The sequence below is a fragment of the Candidatus Soleaferrea massiliensis AP7 genome, assembly GCF_000820765.1.
In the GTDB taxonomy this organism is placed as follows: Bacteria; Bacillota; Clostridia; order Oscillospirales; family Ruminococcaceae; genus Soleaferrea; species Soleaferrea massiliensis.
The window spans coordinates 22,434-40,490 of sequence record NZ_CCYH01000048.1 but is presented as its reverse complement, the minus strand read 5'-3'; the positions used below and the strand labels follow the sequence as shown (position 1 = coordinate 40,490).

Genomic DNA, 18,057 nt, shown 5'->3' with positions numbered 1-18,057 from the left:
GGGGCCATCTGGCCCTAAGCGGCACACTGCATGGCCCCCTTGAACGGCCTTTCTTGGTTACTTCTTTGGCCGGCAAAGAAGTAACGACCACACAGCCAAGGTGTCTTGGCAAACACAGTAAAGCCGCTGTGTCACAGCGGAGCAACCCACCCAGCCAAGTGACACTTGGCAAACAGCGTAAAACCGCTGTGTCACAGAGAATACGTAGTCATAACAAAATTCCTATAGCAAAAGTGGTGCTGTCCCAAAACCGGGACAGCACCACTTTTTTTATGAACGAAACCGATTCTACAGATTCATAACACCCATGATGATAAAGTTGATCAGGAACAGCGCCGTCGCGCCGATAAAGATCGGATGCAGCTCCTTGGCCTTGCCGGTGAACAGCTTGATGATGCAGTAGAAGATGAAGCCGATGCCCAGACCATAGGAGATGGAATAAGCAAACGGCATCATGGCCACGGTCAGGAAGGCCGGCGCCGCGACACTGAAATCGTGCCAGTCAATATCCTTGATCGAGCTCATCATCAAAATGCCGACGACAATCAGCGCCGGTGCGGTCGCCGCCGCCGGCACCATGCCGAACAGCGGAGCAAACGGCAGACACAGCAGGAACAGGATCGCCACAACCACGGCGGTCAGACCGGTGCGTCCGCCCACGCCGATGCCCGCGGAGCTTTCGACATAGGTGGTGACGTTCGAGGTTCCCAGAATACCGCCGGTCATCGTAGCGATGGAGTCCGCCAGCAGTCCCTTTTCAATTCTCGATTTAAGGCCCTTGCCATCCATCAGCTTCTTCTCTTCCTCTTCGGAGAAGATGCCGGATTTTCTGCCGGTGCCGATAAAGGTGCCGATCGTATCGAACATATCGCTCAAACTGAAGATAAAGACCGTCAGAATGACCAGCGGAACCTTTTCAATGTTGTTGAACAGCGAACCGAAGCCCTCCGGCGTAAACGCCTGGAACGCCGTGTCCTGAATCGCCGCGACCGAGCTGATGTCGAAGATCTTTTCCGGCATTGTAACGAGTCCGAACGGAATCGCAACAATGGTGGTCGCGATGATGCCGATCAAAATCGCGCCCTTGACCTTCAACACCATCAGGATAATCGTGATGGCCAGGCCGAGGGCCGCGACAACCGCAATCGCCTCGGTAAAGTTCGAAAGCGCCGGGACAATGCCGCTGTTCGAGACGACCGTGCCGTCCTCCAGTGTGGCGACAACATTCTGCGGATCGGTTGTAAAGTCGATGAAATGCGCGTTTTTGATGCCGATATAGGCGATGAACAGGCCGATACCACCGCCAATGGCCTTCTGCAGGGATTTTGGAATGGCCAGAATCAACTGCTTTCTGACCTTTGTCACCGTCACGATGATATTCAATACACCGCAGATGATGACCAGCGCCAAAGCCTGCTGCCAGGAAAAGCCCAGTCCAAAACAGACCGTAAAGGTAAAGAACGCATTGAGTCCCATTCCCGATGCCTGCGCATACGGGATGTTTGCATAGAGTCCCATGATCAGTGTTCCGACTACCGCCGCCAGTATGGTCGAAACAAATACGCCGCCCCAACTCATTCCGGTTGCGGACAGCATGGTCGGATTGACAAAGATGATGTAGGACATCGTAAAGAAGGTGGTAAGTCCTGCGACAATCTCTGTCCTGACATTTGTGCCGTTTTCTTTCAGCTTGAAGAAACGATCCAACATCCTAAAACCCCTCTCAAAAATTTTTTCACATACCAAAAGGGCCGTTATGACATCCAGTATAAATCCTGTGCCTTCCGGATATCATTGCGGTCATTTTCGTACATGAATCGTTCATTTGTGTTGTCCTGGGACAACCTAAGGATAGTATATTAAAGATTTGCCCAAAATGCAAGCGTTATTATGAAAATCGGACAAAAGAAGTTCCTTTTGCACAAATATCCGGTCGATATTCATCGATTTTTCGGCGCGGATGCTTGAAGGATCGCTTCACAAACTTCATGCTGGATTTCATAATCTTCCACGGCAAATTCATATATTTACCTTTTACGCGATGATCAACGTTTATCGCTTTTTTTCAACACAGATGAATTCAACGAAGAAAATCAGCGTAAAAAGCTTGTTTTTCCGCACTTTTCACATCAGTTTTAAACACTTTCCACTGGGTTTTCAACATTCTACAGGTTGTATAACCTTTAAAAGCCCTCTTTCTCCACCAAATCCTGATGAATCGGTGGAATTTACCGCTTATCTGTTTGCTTACAGGGAAACCGACACGGAATCTGTTTGCCAGACCGTATTGCATTTACTGCTGCTAAAGCAGTTATGTATGGATTTACTGTCAGACGCAATAAACTATTATAATTGTCATTCTTTTAGCTCAATGCTGACAAGGGCCGCAGGCATGTCCAGTGGTTTCCAACATAAAGACACCTGGGATAAATCTATTAGATTTATCCCAGGTGTCTTTATGTTTATTTATCACATTGATTTTGCAGCAGACGAAACGGTTTACTGCCTTTCAGAAAAGACATGTGAGGGGATGCAAAAACCAAGCAGGACACACAGCGTACAATCCCTCGTTCCAGCAAACTGTTGTGCACGAATATTCATATTCTTGAATATAAACACTTATCCGGGAATCCCCAATGCTTTATCCAGTCCGCTGCTTCATCTCGCTGCCATACAGGATGTCCACCTGACGGACAAGTCAGCCATGACAGTTCAGTCCGCAGCGGGCGATGCCGACCAAGCTTGCTTCTCTTTTTTTCTTTCGTCCAATCGACTGCGCAGTTCCTTGAAAAAGGAGGTCAGCAGAGAGGCGCATTCTTCCTCAAGCACCCCGCCAATCAGTTCGGGCTTATGGTTGAACGGCAGTTCAAACAGCCCGGTCACCGAGCCGCAGGCGCCGCCCTTGGGATCATACGCACCGAAGATTACCCGCTTGATCCGGGCGCCTATCATCGCGCCGGCACACATTGGGCAGGGTTCCAGCGTGACATACAGATCGCACTGGTGCAGCCGCCATCCGCCCAGCTTCTGGCAGGCTTCGTCAATTGCGAGTATCTCCGCGTGGTACAGTGCGTTTTTGTCGGTTTCGCGCCGGTTATACCCGGCTGAGACGACCGCGCCGTCCCGGACAACCACCGCGCCGATGGGCACTTCCCCGATGGCATACGCTTTCTTTGCTTCCTCTATGGCAAGCTTCATAAAGAGCTGATCCTGTTCGATCCCTGTTCACCCTTTCCTGTTCTTCCGAAAATGCTGTACGGATCTGAAATTCAACCGCATCTGCAGTCTTTCTTGACGCAACGACAGCATCTTTCCTGTCCATACAAAAAAACGTCAACGCTATGATCCTCGTCATTTCCCACCGCAGCGGAGCGGCTAAGGACAGACCCTTGCGATCCGGCAGCCGCCGTCGGCGCAACGCTGCCCACTTCGACACGCGGAAAACAACGATTTCTGTGTTTACCGATGCCGCTGTATAGATAAAAAAAGAGACCCACGACGTAATAAACCAATCGTACTGCTGTGCGCGCATCCCGCGGTCTGGGCGGACATTTCTCCGGTTTACCGCCGGCAGTCCAAACCGTGCCTGTGCGCACAGGCCGCAGCACTGTTTAACAGATCAGCAGACCAAATCCAAGCACATCTCTGCGGGCGCATCCCTTTATGATATCATTCCACCGTCAAACTTGTCGGCCCAGGCTGCAACGGCGTGTCAGGATAATCTTTGAAAATAGCCTGCTGTCAGCACAATGGTCATCACGCCGGCGAGCAGCATGCCGAAGGTCAAAAACAGCGTCCGGCACTTCTGCCTTTCCCCAAGCTCGGTCTTTGACCGCCGCAGGGTAAACATATTTTTATACCGTCTCGCCAGATACAGCGCCGCCAGCACGCCCGCGACGATGTACAGCAGATAGATGACATTTTCCACAATGGTCGCCGTGCGCGGGTCCAGAACCAGCATCAGCAGCGTGATGGCCACGGTCAAACCGTTGTTGATGAAGTGCATCAGAACGCCGGTCCAGATCGATCCGGTGTACATCACAAAGTAGCCGATGACCAGTCCCATCAAAAAGGCGTTCGGCCCCTGCACAAGGTTGCGGTGCATCACCGCAAACACCACCGACGACACCAGCAGCGCGAAACCGTCTCCAAATTTCCGCAGGGTCTGCATGATGATGCCGCGGAAGATCAGCTCCTCGACCAGCGCGGGCAGGATGGCGATGTTGATGATGTACAGCACCGTGCTCGCGTCAAAGCCGGTCGGCGTCGAGAAGTTCGGCGTGATCGGCACAAGCCGGAACCATGAAAAAATTCCCGAAAGCATCGATGAAAAGGTGGTGCCGACCATCGATACGCCCAAGCCGATCAGCATGGCCGGAACCGCCACGCCGAAATCGGGCTTTCGGTAATGGATGCCGGTCCGCAGCGGGAATTTCATCAGCACGGCATACAATAAGAACGGCGTCAGCAGGCACAGCAGATAGGAACACATGTTCAGCAGCTGTACGGCAAACGCGTTCGACCGGATGCTTCCCTCCACAAAAGAGCCTGCAATGGCCTGCAGCGTCCCCGGCATGATCTGCATCAGCCCGAAGCTGATCACCACGACAAAGCCGATCATGTTGCCGGTATACCGCAGATTCCGTTTTTCAATGACATCCTTCGGCGGCGGCGTGAAGCCGTAGCCGCATACATTGGAGGAATCGTTCTGTAAGCTTTCCGGCCGCTCGGTAAACGGCTGTGTCTTCTCTTTAAAGCCGGTCACAAACATCCCTCCCTTTCCGCATCGTTTTCTTTGTGGATTATATCATAAAAAACGCACAAAATGCACCATCTTTTTGTTAACAAAATATGATATCGCCCTGACATTTTATCCCTTGGATATTCATTTGTCAAAAAATGATTTGTTTTGATAACGTACACATCTTTTTTATATTTTTTTCTCATCTATGCTTTAGAATTTAAATGTATATTGTAAAAAAAGCCATTCTATACTATAATAAGCGTGGATCGTCCGCAGCCGGGCGTTCCGATACATTATGACGGAAGATCGGGAGGATACTATGGCAGCATTAGATATTGGCATCGATTTGGGCACGACAACGGTGATCATCTCCATGAATAATGAGATTGTACTCAGCGAACCCTCGGTAGTGGCAATTAAATCGGGAACCGAGGAGGTGCTCAGCGTCGGGCAGGACGCATATGTCATGCTTGGACGCACCCCAAGCACCATCAAGGCGATCAAGCCGCTTTCCGACGGCGTCATCTCGGACTACAAGCTGACCGAACATATGATCAAATATTTTATGCGCAAGGTCTACGGCAATTCCGTCATCAAGCCACGGGTTGCCATCTGCGTTCCTTCCGTTATCACCAACGTGGAATCCAACGCCGTTGTGGATGCGGCCACCCAGTCCGGCGCGCGCAGGGTTTACCTGATCAAGGAGCCTGTCGCGGCAGCCATCGGCGCGGGCATTGACATCTCCAAACCGAACGGCGTCATGATCATCGATATCGGCGGCGGTACGACCGACATTTCGGTGATCTCCCTCAACGGCATCGTTACCGAAACCTCCATCAAGACTGCCGGAAACAAATTCGACAGCTCGATCATCAAATATATGAAGAGCGAGTACAACCTGGTCGTTGGCGAAAAGATGGCCGAGATGGTCAAGCGGGAGATCGGCAATGTCTATGTGGAGCATGAGAACAGGCAGATCGACATCAAGGGCCGCAATCTGATCACCGGATTGCCGCAGAAGATCACGATCTGCACCGACGAGCTTTATGATGTGCTCAAGGAGCCGGCCGAGGTCATCGCGCACGCTGTGCATGGGGTGCTGGAACGCACGCCTCCGGAGCTGGTTGGAGACATCTATACGAACGGCGCGATCCTGACCGGCGGCGGCGCGCTCATCGGCGGATTGGACCGGCTGATTTCAGAGCGCACCAAGATCCACACCACCATCGCGGAGGATCCGATCAACTGCGTTGCGCTGGGAACCGGAAAATGCTTCGAATTTCTGGACAGTCTGGTGGATGGGTTCATCACTCCTTCCACCCATCAATATTAAATTAAAATCATGCGAAAATCCGCGCCCGGGACGGTCTGTCCCGGGCGCTTTTTGTTGTTATGGCTGGATATTTTGCTGCAGCGCAGCGGTTTTCTTTTGTTTGCCAAGAACCACTTGGCAAAGTGGACGTTCTTCTTTGCGCGGCCAAAGAAGAACCAAGAAAGGCCGCCAAAGGGGGAATGCCGCTTCGGAAGAGTGAGAATGGACGTCATTCCCCCTTTGGAAACCCCCTCTGCCCGTCCTAATTTTCTTTGGGGCGAGGAGGTGCAGTGTTCGCTGGGTTCGGACGTCCGCTTTATGGTTGGTCATATTTATATTTCCGTTCGCCCCGTATTCCGAATCCATAGGGACAATTGATCTGCACTATACTGTGTGGTAAAGGTTTCGTTCGGTGCTCTAAATAAACAGGGTGGTTGCCCGACGTGCCTGTCTTAGAATCTTGAATCCCTGTAGAATTACCCGTAAGATGCTTCTTCGAAGATGGCATAATGTCATCAGTAGCTGATGTCAATCTACGAACCAGCCAAGGTATTGGGGTACCATATGCACAACTTGTAACCGGGAAATCGTCCGCTGCTAGGTATGCCCAACCACCCAGCCAAAAGCAAAACGCCGCCCGCAGGCGGCCGAAGCAGAAAACGGGATATCTGAGGGGATTTTCAAGGGGGCCATCTGGTCCTAAGCGGCACACTGCATGGCCCCCTTGAACGGCCTTTCTTGGTTACTTCTTTGGCCGGCAAAGAAGTAACTGCCACTATGCCAAGTGTCACTTGGTAGATAAAAATAGGACACTATTATTTGATATCCCTTGTTTAGAATTTAGATAAAAAATCAATTTCGAGACTTTGTGCTTCAGCTTAGCAATACGAACGATAAACGCCTGTTTTAATATTCTAAGTGTTCTGCTTATTATCGCATTCTTCCTCAATTTCATAATGCTCGATGCCATATAGGAGAAAGAGGTTTATAATTTCATTTCTAGTTCTGCCGGACATATTTGCTATTTCTTCCAAGGCAGCAGCTGTTTCTTCTTTAACTCTGATTGAAAAAATTTTGTGTCCGTCATCACCTTTAAGTTTTTTATCTTTTTTAGGAATAATCAGTTTATCTTCCACGGCAATCACCTCATATGTGATTATAACTTGACTGATGCTATTATTATATGTTATAATTTTATAACATATAACATGTTAATTTTGGAGGTGTACTGATGTGGAATTCTACAATGAACTGCTTTATAAAGAATTAGGACGATTTCTAATTGAGAATTTTGATCAAACAAAGTTTGACTATCATTCTGTTATTCAAACACAAGCATTGAAGGCCCTATATGAGATACAACAGACAATTCAAGATGATACATTGGATGATTTTTATGTTGTGGAACAAATAGTCTGTATTTTAGAGAGATATGGAATGAATACCGGCGGACGGCACGATTTTTAAAACAGGCAGTTTGGACAATAAAAGCTTCGGTTTTAGCTTTTAAAACCCGGTCTGCCGTACAGGTTGTTACACGCATCATAATTGCCAAGCATATGATAAAAGTAAAGTCCTAATTATTTGCCAGGAGGCCATTATGAATTGTAATAATCTATGCTATTATTGTTGTCAAGGGCCCATCGGCCCCACCGGCGCGGCAGGCCCGCAGGGCATAGCCGGAGCAACGGGTGCCACCGGCCCGACAGGCCCGCAGGGCGTAGCCGGAGCAACGGGTGCCACCGGCCCGGCAGGCGCACAGGGCCCCGCCGGAGCAACAGGTGCCACCGGCCCGACAGGCGCACAGGGCGTAGCTGGCCCGGGTTTTGAACCGGCGTATTTTAACGCCGCTGTCAACGGCGGGGCACAGGATGTTCCTGCCGAAGGAGATGTGACGTTTCTGCTCGCCTACCAGTCCGGGGATTTCGCCTTTACGCCGAACACCTCAGCCATCACAGTGAATACGGCTGGGGTCTATCGGATTGACTATACGGTGACTCTGCGCCCGGAGAATAATCAGTTCAACGCCGCATATGCCGTGGCGATCAACGGATTGGAGAATCCGCTTTCTTTCTTCGGCCTGTATGCCGACAATGCGGCCGATACCCAGAGGGCCGAGCTGAGCGGAAGCTTCATAACCGCCATTCCAGCGGGGGCGACCGTCGCGTTGCGGAATAAATCCGCCTATGTGGATCATCTTGCCGGTACCGGCGTGGACAATCAGGCCGTCAACAGGGCGTCGATCCTGCTGCAGCGGATTGCCTGATTCAGAATGGGATAAAAATCCGGAAAGCGTCTCCCCATCCCATCCTGAATGGCAAAACCTTGATACAGCTGTCAATGATGTTTTATCTCTGTCGTCATTCCCGCCCGCGTTTCGATGATTTACCGTATCCACGCAAACAGCAGCCATAAAAGAAGCCGATGCAGATAATCTGCATCGGCTTTTATTTATGATAGAAATCAGCGGTTTTTAATGGAATTCAGCAAACCGTTTGCGTTTATGATTTCCTTGATGAATTCCGGGAACGGTTCGGCCTGATAGGTTTCATTCTTGGTATGGTTGGTGATCACGCCGGTATCGAAATCGACCTCGACCTTGTCGCCTGCGTCGATCTTATCGCTGGCCTCCTCGCATTCTAGGATCGCAAGACCGATGTTGATCGCGTTGCGGTAGAAGATGCGCGCGAAGGTCTTCGCGATGACGCAGGAGACGCCGCTTGCCTTGATGGCGATCGGCGCGTGTTCACGGGATGAGCCGCATCCGAAGTTGTAGCGCGCGACGATGATGTCGCCCGGTTCCACCCTGCTGACAAAATCCTTATCGATATCCTCCATGCAGTGAGCGGCAAGCTCCCCATGATCGGATGTATTGAGATACCGTGCCGGAATGATGACGTCGGTATCCACGTTGTCCTGATATTTAAATACTTTTCCACATGCTTTCATCTGTGCCACACTCCTTTACAGTACTTCTTCGGGCGAAACAATCTTGCCCGCGATGGCCGACGCCGCGGCGACAGCCGGGCTTGCGAGATAAACCTCAGATTCCGGATGTCCCATCCGGCCGACAAAGTTGCGGTTGGTGGTGGCGACGGCGCGTTCGCCTGCCGCCAGGATGCCCATATGTCCGCCCAGGCACGGTCCGCAGGTCGGGGTGGAAATGACGCAGCCCGCATCCAGGAAGATTTCAAAATAGCCGTTTAACATCGCTTCCTTGTAGATCTTCTGGGTGGCTGGAATGATGATCGCGCGCACGCCCTTCTTGACCTTTTTGCCCTTGAGGATTTCCGCGGCGATCCGCATATCGGACAGCCTGCCGTTTGTACAGGAGCCGATGACGACCTGCTGAATCTCAACATCGCCGACATTGTCGATGGTGCGGGTGTTCTCCGGCAGATGCGGGAACGCTACGGTCGGCTTGATTTCGGACAGGTTGATGTCATAGGTCTGGTCATATTCGGCATCGGCGTCCGCCTTGTAGGATTTGACCTCACGGAACACCTTGTCTTTGATGTAGTCCATAACAACCTCATCCACCTCAAAGATGCCGTTCTTCGCGCCGGCTTCAATCGCCATGTTGGCCATGCACAGCCGGTCGTCGATGCTCAGGCACGAAAGGCCCTCGCCGGAAAACTCCATCGATTTGTAAAGCGCGCCGTCCACGCCGATCAGGCCGATGATGTGCAGGATGACATCCTTGCCGCTGACATGTTTGCCGAGCTTGCCGGTCAGGTTGAATTTGATGGCGCCCGGGACCTTGAACCAGCATTCGCCGGTCGCCATGCCCGCGGCCATATCGGTCGAGCCGACGCCGGTTGAGAACGCGCCGAGCGCGCCGTATGTACAGGTGTGGGAGTCCGCGCCGATGACCAGCTCACCCGGTCCGACCAGTCCCTTTTCCGGGAGCAGTCCGTGCTCGACGCCCATATCGCCGACATCATAAAAGTTGACGATTCCCATATCGTCCGCAAATGTACGGCACTGCTTGCATTGCGTGGCCGCCTTGATGTCCTTGTTCGGGGTAAAGTGGTCCATGACCAGGGAAATCTTGTTCTGGTCAAATACCTGTGTAAAGCCTGCTTTGTGGAATTCATTGATGGCCACCGGGGAGGTGATGTCGTTGCCCAGGACCATATCCAGCTTTGCTTTGATCAGCTGGCCCTTCGATACACTGTCCAGTCCCGCATGTGCTGCCAGGATCTTCTGCGTCATCGTCATTCCCATAATTCGTTAGCACTCCTTTTCAAAACTGATTGGATATCAAGCGGATTTCTCCGCGAATTGGTATGGATGGGTTCTTTTCATTAAAAACAGCGTTCCGGCCTTCCGCCGTTATCCGGATGCACGAAAGAACACGGTCTTCATGATAGAAGAAAATTGTGATTGTTTTAACGGAGTATTGTGAACTGCCGCATTCACGCAGGAAAAATTGCATGGGAAATAAAAAAACCTCCATCTCTCACACCAAGAGACGAAGGAATTGCTTCGCGGTACCACTCTTTTTGACAGAACAAAACTTCTGCCCACTCGCTGCATATCCATTGAATATGCTCTCGTTGATAACGGTGAGAAACCCGGTCCGGTCTACGCACCCAAACGGGCTTTGGCGGACAGCTGGAGGGAGAGAGAACATCCTGCCTGCTGCCGCCTTGCACCAACCGGCGGCTCTCTGAAAACCAGGGGAGGGATGCTTTTTTGTCCCTGTCAACGCTTTTCTTCTATCGTGCCTTTTATCTTACTACAGTTTTGAGCGTTTGTCAACTCACAAAATCAGATTTTTTTCCGGAAAGGGGCGACAAAATATACCCATTTCATATACTTTTCTCCGTTTTGTCATGATTTTCGATTGACAATCCAGCAGGAATTCTTTACAATAGAATCAAATAAAGCGGATTTGTTTGAAGAGAGGGAAGGATCGACTGTGACTTTAAAAGAACGCGCTTATCAGGCTGTAGAGCTGTTAAAACTGGAATATCCGGATGCGATCTGTTCGCTTACCTATGAGAAGCCGCATGAGCTTTTGATTTCGACACGGCTGGCGGCGCAATGCACCGATGCGAGGGTCAACATGGTGACGCCCACGCTGTTTGGGAAATATCCGAGCATCGACGCGCTGGCCGGCGCGGATATCGAGGACATCGCGGATATCATCCGTTCGTGCGGATTTTACCGCATCAAATCGCAGGACATTGTGAACATGTGCATCATGCTGCGGGACGTTTACGGCGGCGTTGTGCCGGACACGATTGAGGAGCTGACCAAGCTGCCGGGCATTGGGCGCAAGACGGCGAACCTGGTTGTGGGCGATGTTTACCACAAGCCGGCGGTGGTCTGCGACACGCACTGCATCCGCATCACCAATCTTTTGGGGCTGTCCACTTCGAAGAATCCTTTGAAGGTGGAGAACCAGCTGCGCGAAATCCTGCCGCCTGAGGATTCCAATGATTTCTGCCATCGTCTGGTTCTGCACGGACGCGCGGTCTGCAAAGCGCGGCGGCCGGACTGTGAGAAATGCTGTATGAAGGAAATCTGTCAGAATTATCTGAACACAGATTTTGATGCTTGACATAAAGCGGGTAAGAACGCAGGGTTCTTACCCGCTTTATGTTTTGGATTTCATCTAAAGTCATGACACCCACCGGTGTCTAGTCCATATTTTTCGAAGATGCATACAACCTGTTCAACCTTATAAAAGTCTTCTAAATCTGTTTGCTTTAGAACCTCTTGAATTTCCTGAACGATGTGAATGGCCTTTGTTTGAATAATATTATGATAGTCAAACTTTGCTGGTTCGAAATGTTCTATCATAAATCTGCCCAATTCCTGATAAATCAGTTCATCATAGAATTCCATTTGATCACCTCTTTTGCGTATAAGTTGAGAAGAAAGAACATTTAGAAGGCTTTGTTTGGTTTTATATCAATAAAATTGTAGAATCGTATGCTCGAATACCTCACTTTGAAAATAAAGGGCAATATGACATTCAGTGAATGTCATATTGCCCTTTATTTTATCATAAAATACACCTGTTGACAACTACTAAATGTCAAGAGGGGATTGTTATGTATAAAAACAGAAATAAAGATGGTACGGCGAATCTTTGCGGTGCCAAGGTTGCCACACTTAGAAAAGAATTAAAACCGAAAGTGTCACAAAAGGCTTTGGCTGATATGCTACAGTTAGCGGGAGTCGACTTGGATAAAAATGCAATTCAACGCATTGAATGTGGTAAAAGATTTGTCACAGATATTGAGTTAAAAGCACTTGCAAAAATTCTTTGTGTGTCTGCTGATGAGTTGCTGAATGAATAAGAGAGCTAAAAAACGGCTTTATGTTTAAGGCATAAGACCGTTTTTTAGGTTCTTGTTATCAATAACCAAGCATCAAAATAGTGCCCTGTTTTAATTTGTCAAATGGCACTTGACAATGTAGTTGTTACTTCCGCTGTGGCGCAGCGGCCTTTCTTGGTTACTTCTTTGCGCGGCCAAAGAAGTAACCAAGAAAGGCCGTTCAAGGGGGCCATGCAGAGTGCCACTCCAAGCCAGATGGCCCCCTTGAAAATCCCCTCAGATATCCCTTTATCTGATTCGGCCGCCTGCGGGCGGCATATTGCTTTTGGCAGGGTGGTTGGGCATAGCTAGCAGCGGACGCTTCCCTGGTTACAAGTTGTGCATATGGTACCCCAATACTTTGGCTGGTTCGTAGATTGACATCAGCTACTGATGATATTATGCCATCTTCGAATAAGCACCTCACGAATAATTCCACAGGGATTCAAGTTTCTCAGATTGGCATGTTGGGAAACCACCTTGTTTATTTAGAGTACAAAACAAAACCTTTACCACATAGCGTAGAATAGATCACTATGCTGATGGATTCGGAATATAGAGCGAGCAGAGATATAGATACAATCGCTTATATAGCGGACGTTCGAACCCAGCGAACGCTAAGTTTCCTTGCCCCGTTGAGAAGTGGACTGGCAGAGGGGGAATCCAAAGGGGGAATGACGTCCATACTGACTGTACCGAAGCGGCATTCCCCCTTTGGCGGCCTTTCTTGGTTCTTCTTTGGCCGCGCAAAGAAGAACTTCCACTTTGCCAAGTGGTTCTTGGTAAACATAAAGAAAGCCGCTGTGCAGCAGCAAAAAATAATCAGAAACAAAAAACAGGATGCCGAAGCATCCTGTTTTTTGTTGTTATGTGTGATGAAGTTTAGCCGCGCAGAATGGCAAACTTAACGGCAACCAAATCAAAGATGTTGACAATGCCGTCTGCGTTGACATCTGCGGACAGTTTCTGGAGCTTGCTGTAATCGGCCCTGCCGAGAATGTAGGACTTGATGCTCAGCAGATCCTGAACGCCAAGCCTGCCGGTGCCGCCGACATCGCCGCCGACTGCAATGGTGACATCCTGTACAATCATGCCGTTCTGGAGCAGCTGTACACGGTAGCCGGTCGCAACGTTTGCGTCGTCCGCAACGGACGCGCCGGTGTTGTCAACCACGCGCAGGCTGGAAGCGTCAACCTGAATGATGTCCTTGAGTTCGCCGGCTGTGATGTTGCCCATAACGCCGGACAGGATGTTCTCATCAATCCGTCCTTCGGATACGCGCAGCATCTCGCCGCGGCGTTCCAGCGTGAGGCTGTCAAGCAGCACATCGTTGATCGTGCGGTGCATATTGATGTCGTATTCATCGTCACGGTTGTAGGTGATCTCAATCGTGTGCTTGCCTTCGGTCAGGTACATATCCAGATGCGGGGATTCCTGCCATTTGCCGCGGGATGCGGAGAAGTACAGGGATCCGTAATCCTTGCCGTCCAGATAGATCGAACGGATGGCGGAACAGTTGCCGTCGTCGCCGTTCTTGGTGTTGGTGTAAATCATGCTCAGCAGGTAGCTTCCCGCTTTACCCTGCGGAATCTCCACTTCAACCTTGATGTCGGTGTTGTTGCCCATATCGCTGACGATGTAGCCGGAGCCGGTGAAGCCCGATTCTTTGTTTGCGAAGTTCTTCGCCTCGTATTCAGCGTCCTCCAGCTCATAGGTGAGCGGTGTGTCCGGGTTGACGATGATGGGCTTGGAAAGCTCGGAGCAGACGCCCATCTCGTCGATTGCCACGAGGGAATAGGTGGCATAATGATCCATCGGGATCTGATAGCTGCCGCCGGAAACCGGGATGTATTTCGCGCCGTCCCAGATCTTATAGGTGTAACGGCTGTCTTCGTTCCAGGTCAGGGTATCGCCGTTAAGCTGCATGGTCGGCAGCTCCGGGCAGATGACGAGGTTTTCTTCCTTGAGATTGATGCTGTCGCGCTCGCCGGAATCGGAAACCACCATTTCGACGGTGTGTTCGCCGGTCAGGTCGGTCGGGAAGATGTAGGAAAGGTCCTTTTCCTCGCCGTCGACAATGATCGAAACGAGGGTATCGCCCTTGCCGGAAAGCTTGAGGTTCAGGGTTGTGTCGTGATATTTCAGATCGGTCAGTTCAAACGGGCCGTCCATCCATTCCGGTACGAACGGGGCGAAGGTGATGCCGTCCACCGTGTAATCCATACCGAACAGGACGCGGTAGTAGCCCGCGAGCTGTGCGGCCACCGACCAAAGCTGGCGGTCTCCGGCGGACGCTTTGCCGGTCTGGTAGTGGATGACTTCGTTGTTTGTGAGATTCATTGCCGCGCCGATCATGCAGGAACGCATGATTTCTTCCGCGAGCTGGTTGTTGCCCTGTCGTTTCGCGCCGATCATCAGGGTGCCTTCCCAGCCCGGCCACACGCCGCGGTTGTGATAGATCGCGCCGAACTGTTTGCCCTGTTTCTGCGGGTAAACGGTGTTCGCGCCGTATTTGACCATCGGATAGTTTTCCATAATGCTCTGTGCGCGGTCTTCCGGAGCGATGTTGTACATCAGCGCATAGCCGCAGGCCAGGACGTCGGTCTTGTCGGCCATCGGCGCGCCCATGTAGTCCGGATACAGGAAGGAGGTGTAGTAGCCGCGGTCCTCGAGCCACATCTTCTCGTTGATCTTATTGACCAGGGTGTTGTGGCATTCGGTCCAGTATTTGGCCTCGGCGGCATCCTTGCCGAGAATTTCAGCGGAGGTTGCCAGGATTTCAAACATCGCCGCGTATTCGACGTTGGTGCTGGTCGCGAAGGATGCTGCGATGTCGGAGAAGTTCTGCTCGTCGAAATAGTCCGGGTAGGTCTTGGAACGGTGGTCCAGACCGGAGGTCTCGCCTTTGAAGAGACCCAGTTTTCCGCTGTAATTGACATGGAAATCCTTCTCAGCGGTGTATGCCATGATATCGTACATATCGGAAAGATATTCGGTGTCGCCGGTTGCCAGATAGTATTCCCAGATCGAGATCGCCATGATGATGCGGTCGGTCGAGGTCGGGTACGAACCGCCGGTGCCGGTGTCTTCCACGAGCTCCTTCGGGTCGCCGATGATCTTTTCGAGCATGCTGTTCTTGGAGATCTGCGGGAACGCCCATGCCAGGGAGTACTGGACACTGATCGCGGTGTCGCGGTTCCAGACCTTGGACCAGTTCGCGCCGGTGTAGAAGACCTCTTTGCCGTCGCTGGTCAGGTTGACGTTCTTCAGCGATTCCTCCAGCGCCATGTTGTAGATCGCTTCGCCCATCGGCATGTTCGGCGCGGAGAACTGCGGCAGGCCGGAGATATCCTTGGAAAGGAACCAGGTCCTGCTGTTGCCGTAGGAATTTGCCTTGATCATATCGCCGGTGTATGCGGTCGCAACGTTGCTGCCGTCCACGATTTTATCCGAAGAGATGGTGTACGGAGCAAAGCTGTCCTTGTCGGTGAAGGACCAATGCGCGCTGAAGTAGTGCTCCGGCGCATAGGTTGGTTCCATGATTTCGGTCTGTGACTCAACGTTCAGGACAATCTGATCGTTTTCTGCGTTGATGATGCGCTGGTAGCCGCTGGTCGGGGAGATTCTCCACAGGCTCTTTGCGGTCTTCTCCGGCTGGGATGCGATATAGTCCGCGCCGTCAACCGCCGTGACATAGTTGCCGGTCGCTTTGTTCTGGATGGTGTACAGGCCGTTGCTGTCCGGGATCATATCCCAGTAGAACGCGTCTGCCGGGGTCTCACCGGCTTTCGCGTAGCAGAGCTTGCCGTCCTTTTCGAATAAGGAGCCGCCCTTCCAGCGCTCGGTGACCTGGACATCCCTGTACGAGATGGCTTCTCTTTCGTTGATGATCTCGCCGAAGACGTTGATCTTGGCGATGCCGACGTTTTCAGTCGTCTCCGAGACGGAATCGATGACAAATTTGATGAACTCCGTCTTTCTTCCGCCGATGTCCACCTTGAGCGCGGAACCGTCGTTCGGCAGCTCGCCGACCGCGATTTCACTGCCGTCGTCGAAGACGAGGCGGCCGGAGAGGACATGGTCGGTTTCACTCGGCAGATCGTACAGGTTGATCGTATCGACCCGCTGTTTGCCGTTCCAGAACAGCTGCATTTCGTCGCCGAGAAGCTGGCCGAATTCTAGGACAGCCGGCATATCCCACCATGCGCCGTTGTATTTTACCTTCGAAAGCAGGCCGATGTCGGTGCCCTCCGGTTTTTCACCGATCGGAGAGCCGAACACCTCAAATTCCGCGAGGCCGATGTTGGTGGTGTTTTTGGAAACGGAATCAATGTAGAATTTAACCCAGGAAACTTCCTTTTCATCGAATTTTACGATCAGGGGATCCTTTGCGTCGTTCGGCAGTGCGCCGACCGCGACGCGGCTTCCGTCGCTGAACACCAGCGTGCCGGAGGCGACCTGGTCGTTCGTGTTCGGGCGGTCATACAGACGAATGGAATCGACCAGATAGTTCTGATCGAACAGCAGCATGATCCAGGAGCCTGCCACGCCGTGGTCGGACGCCCATTCATCCGCGCGGTTGCCCGGATAGCCGCCGACTACGCCGTTGATGGCGCCGCCCGCCGGTCCGGTATCGACCTCGGAGGACGCGAAGGCGATGGCGTTTCTTGCAATGTTGGTCTTGTTGCTGACCGGGATGCCGTAGACTTCAAACTCCGCAAGGCCGGTGCTGGTGGTGTCGTCGTCGTTCAGGACGCTGTCCACAACGAGCTTGACCCATTCGACTTCCCGTTCTTCAAACTTGATTTCAAGCGGCGTATAGCCGTCGTTTGGCAGTTCGCCGAACGTTACTTCACTTCCGTCGCTGAAATAAAGCGTACCGGAAGTGATCTGGTCGGCGGCGTTGAGCCGGTCGTACAGCTTGACCGAGCTGACCTTGTAGGTGTTGTCAAACATCAGCCTGATCCAGGTGCCTCCCTTTCCGTGGTCGGTTTCCCATTCGTTCGCGCGGTTGTTCGGATAGCCGCCGATGACGCCGTCAATCGCGCCCTTCGCGGGAGCGCGCGACATCTCAGAGGAGGCGGTTGCCGTCGCCTTCAGCGCAATATTCTGCGGAGCCTCTTCGGCCGAAGCGGCAAACAGCGCCGAGGCCGGGATCATCGTTGCGACGATGGCGCCCGAAAGCAGCCAGGATAACAGCTTCTTGTGTTTCATCATCATACTTCCTTTCTCATTTCCAGGTGGTCTGGGAGTGTAATCGTTTCCATAATGTCGAAAACGTTTCGATCATTCATGATCCATTATACAATAATTCATAAAATGTGTCAATCGATATGTAAATATGTACGATTATTTTTTGAATTAAAAAGGAAATGCCGGATATTTTAAGGCGGAAAAGAATATTTCCAGCGCAATGCGGATGAAATGGAAATTCCTTTGGGCTTTGCGCAGGTGGTTATTCAAGGCTTTCAAATGGCGGCGGCTTGTTTATAAAGAATTTACTTGCAAAAACCGGCATGACATATTAAAATAAGACCGATACATAGCGCCCTGTTGACGGCCGGATTCCGGCGGATTGGGCGTTTCTTACTGAAGATCTATCATATTCCCCGGCCGGTCAGGGCGCGGGGTCCCTTACAAAGCCGCGCGAACCGCGAATCCCGCACGGC

General features: G+C 51.5%; 14 protein-coding genes and 1 other annotated feature. Of the genes, 6 read left to right on the top strand and 8 right to left on the bottom strand.

All coding sequences use genetic code 11. The features are described from left to right. Positions 1-288: 288 nt before the first annotated feature. The 3 genes from BN348_RS12485 to BN348_RS12475 all read right to left on the bottom strand — a co-directional run bounded on the left by BN348_RS12485 (position 289) and on the right by BN348_RS12475 (position 4,765). Positions 289-1,710, bottom strand: coding sequence for an NCS2 family permease (locus BN348_RS12485; protein WP_040198377.1), 1,422 nt, complete (start codon positions 1,708-1,710; stop codon positions 289-291). A gap of 1,002 nt (positions 1,711-2,712) precedes the next feature. Further along, on the bottom strand, positions 2,713-3,219 hold the full coding sequence (tadA, locus tag BN348_RS12480; protein ID WP_082020984.1) for a tRNA adenosine(34) deaminase TadA: 507 nt from the start codon (positions 3,217-3,219) through the stop codon (positions 2,713-2,715). A 493-nt stretch (positions 3,220-3,712) separates the two neighbouring features. Continuing rightward, positions 3,713-4,765: a CPBP family intramembrane glutamic endopeptidase gene (locus BN348_RS12475; protein WP_197068359.1), complete on the bottom strand. Its 1,053-nt coding sequence runs from the start codon at positions 4,763-4,765 to the stop codon at positions 3,713-3,715. A 298-nt stretch (positions 4,766-5,063) separates the two neighbouring features. Here BN348_RS12475 and mreB point away from each other — a divergent pair, with 298 nt between their 5' ends. Next, positions 5,064-6,077, top strand: coding sequence for a rod shape-determining protein (gene mreB, locus BN348_RS12470; RefSeq protein ID WP_040198374.1), 1,014 nt, complete (start codon positions 5,064-5,066; stop codon positions 6,075-6,077). An 893-nt stretch (positions 6,078-6,970) separates the two neighbouring features. Here mreB and BN348_RS12460 read toward each other — a convergent pair. Continuing rightward, positions 6,971-7,192, bottom strand: coding sequence for a ribbon-helix-helix protein, CopG family (locus BN348_RS12460; RefSeq protein WP_040198372.1), 222 nt, complete (start codon positions 7,190-7,192; stop codon positions 6,971-6,973). Positions 7,193-7,289: 97 nt separating this feature from the next. Between BN348_RS12460 and BN348_RS12455 the strand changes: the two genes are divergently transcribed. Beyond that, entirely contained in the window at positions 7,290-7,523 is a 234-nt protein-coding gene (locus BN348_RS12455; protein ID WP_040198371.1) for a hypothetical protein, read from the top strand. A 133-nt stretch (positions 7,524-7,656) separates the two neighbouring features. After that, positions 7,657-8,322 (top strand): collagen-like protein, encoded by a 666-nt coding sequence (locus BN348_RS14335; RefSeq protein WP_052446924.1) that lies wholly within the window; start codon positions 7,657-7,659, stop codon positions 8,320-8,322. A gap of 197 nt (positions 8,323-8,519) precedes the next feature. Here BN348_RS14335 and leuD read toward each other — a convergent pair whose 3' ends face one another. Further along, complete coding sequence (leuD, locus tag BN348_RS12445) at positions 8,520-9,005, bottom strand: 3-isopropylmalate dehydratase small subunit (RefSeq protein WP_040198370.1); 486 nt, start codon at positions 9,003-9,005, stop codon at positions 8,520-8,522. Between the two features lie 15 nt (positions 9,006-9,020). Then, positions 9,021-10,283: a 3-isopropylmalate dehydratase large subunit gene (leuC, locus tag BN348_RS12440; RefSeq protein ID WP_040198369.1), complete on the bottom strand. Its 1,263-nt coding sequence runs from the start codon at positions 10,281-10,283 to the stop codon at positions 9,021-9,023. A gap of 240 nt (positions 10,284-10,523) precedes the next feature. Then, positions 10,524-10,776 (bottom strand) — a binding site (T-box leader). 204 nt (positions 10,777-10,980) lie between these two features. Here leuC and nth point away from each other — a divergent pair. Then, entirely contained in the window at positions 10,981-11,625 is a 645-nt protein-coding gene (gene nth, locus BN348_RS12435) for an endonuclease III (protein ID WP_040198368.1), read from the top strand. 50 nt (positions 11,626-11,675) lie between these two features. On the opposite strand, the gene BN348_RS12430 is transcribed toward nth, so the two are convergent. Further along, positions 11,676-11,912, bottom strand: a complete 237-nt coding sequence (locus tag BN348_RS12430) for a hypothetical protein (protein ID WP_040198367.1) — start codon at positions 11,910-11,912, stop codon at positions 11,676-11,678. 209 nt (positions 11,913-12,121) lie between these two features. Between BN348_RS12430 and BN348_RS12425 the strand changes: the two genes are divergently transcribed. Beyond that, positions 12,122-12,370, top strand: a complete 249-nt coding sequence (locus BN348_RS12425) for a helix-turn-helix domain-containing protein (RefSeq protein ID WP_040198366.1) — start codon at positions 12,122-12,124, stop codon at positions 12,368-12,370. Between the two features lie 554 nt (positions 12,371-12,924). After that, a complete protein-coding gene (locus tag BN348_RS12420; RefSeq protein WP_040198364.1) occupies positions 12,925-13,296 on the top strand; it encodes a hypothetical protein in 372 nt (123 codons plus the stop codon). Here BN348_RS12420 and BN348_RS12415 read toward each other — a convergent pair. Next, positions 13,271-17,602 carry a DUF7402 domain-containing protein gene (locus BN348_RS12415; RefSeq protein ID WP_197068358.1) on the bottom strand — a complete coding sequence of 1,444 codons (4,332 nt, stop codon included), beginning with the start codon at positions 17,600-17,602 and terminating at the stop codon, positions 13,271-13,273. The genes BN348_RS12420 and BN348_RS12415 overlap by 26 nt on opposite strands. Between the last annotated feature and the right edge of the window lie 455 nt (positions 17,603-18,057).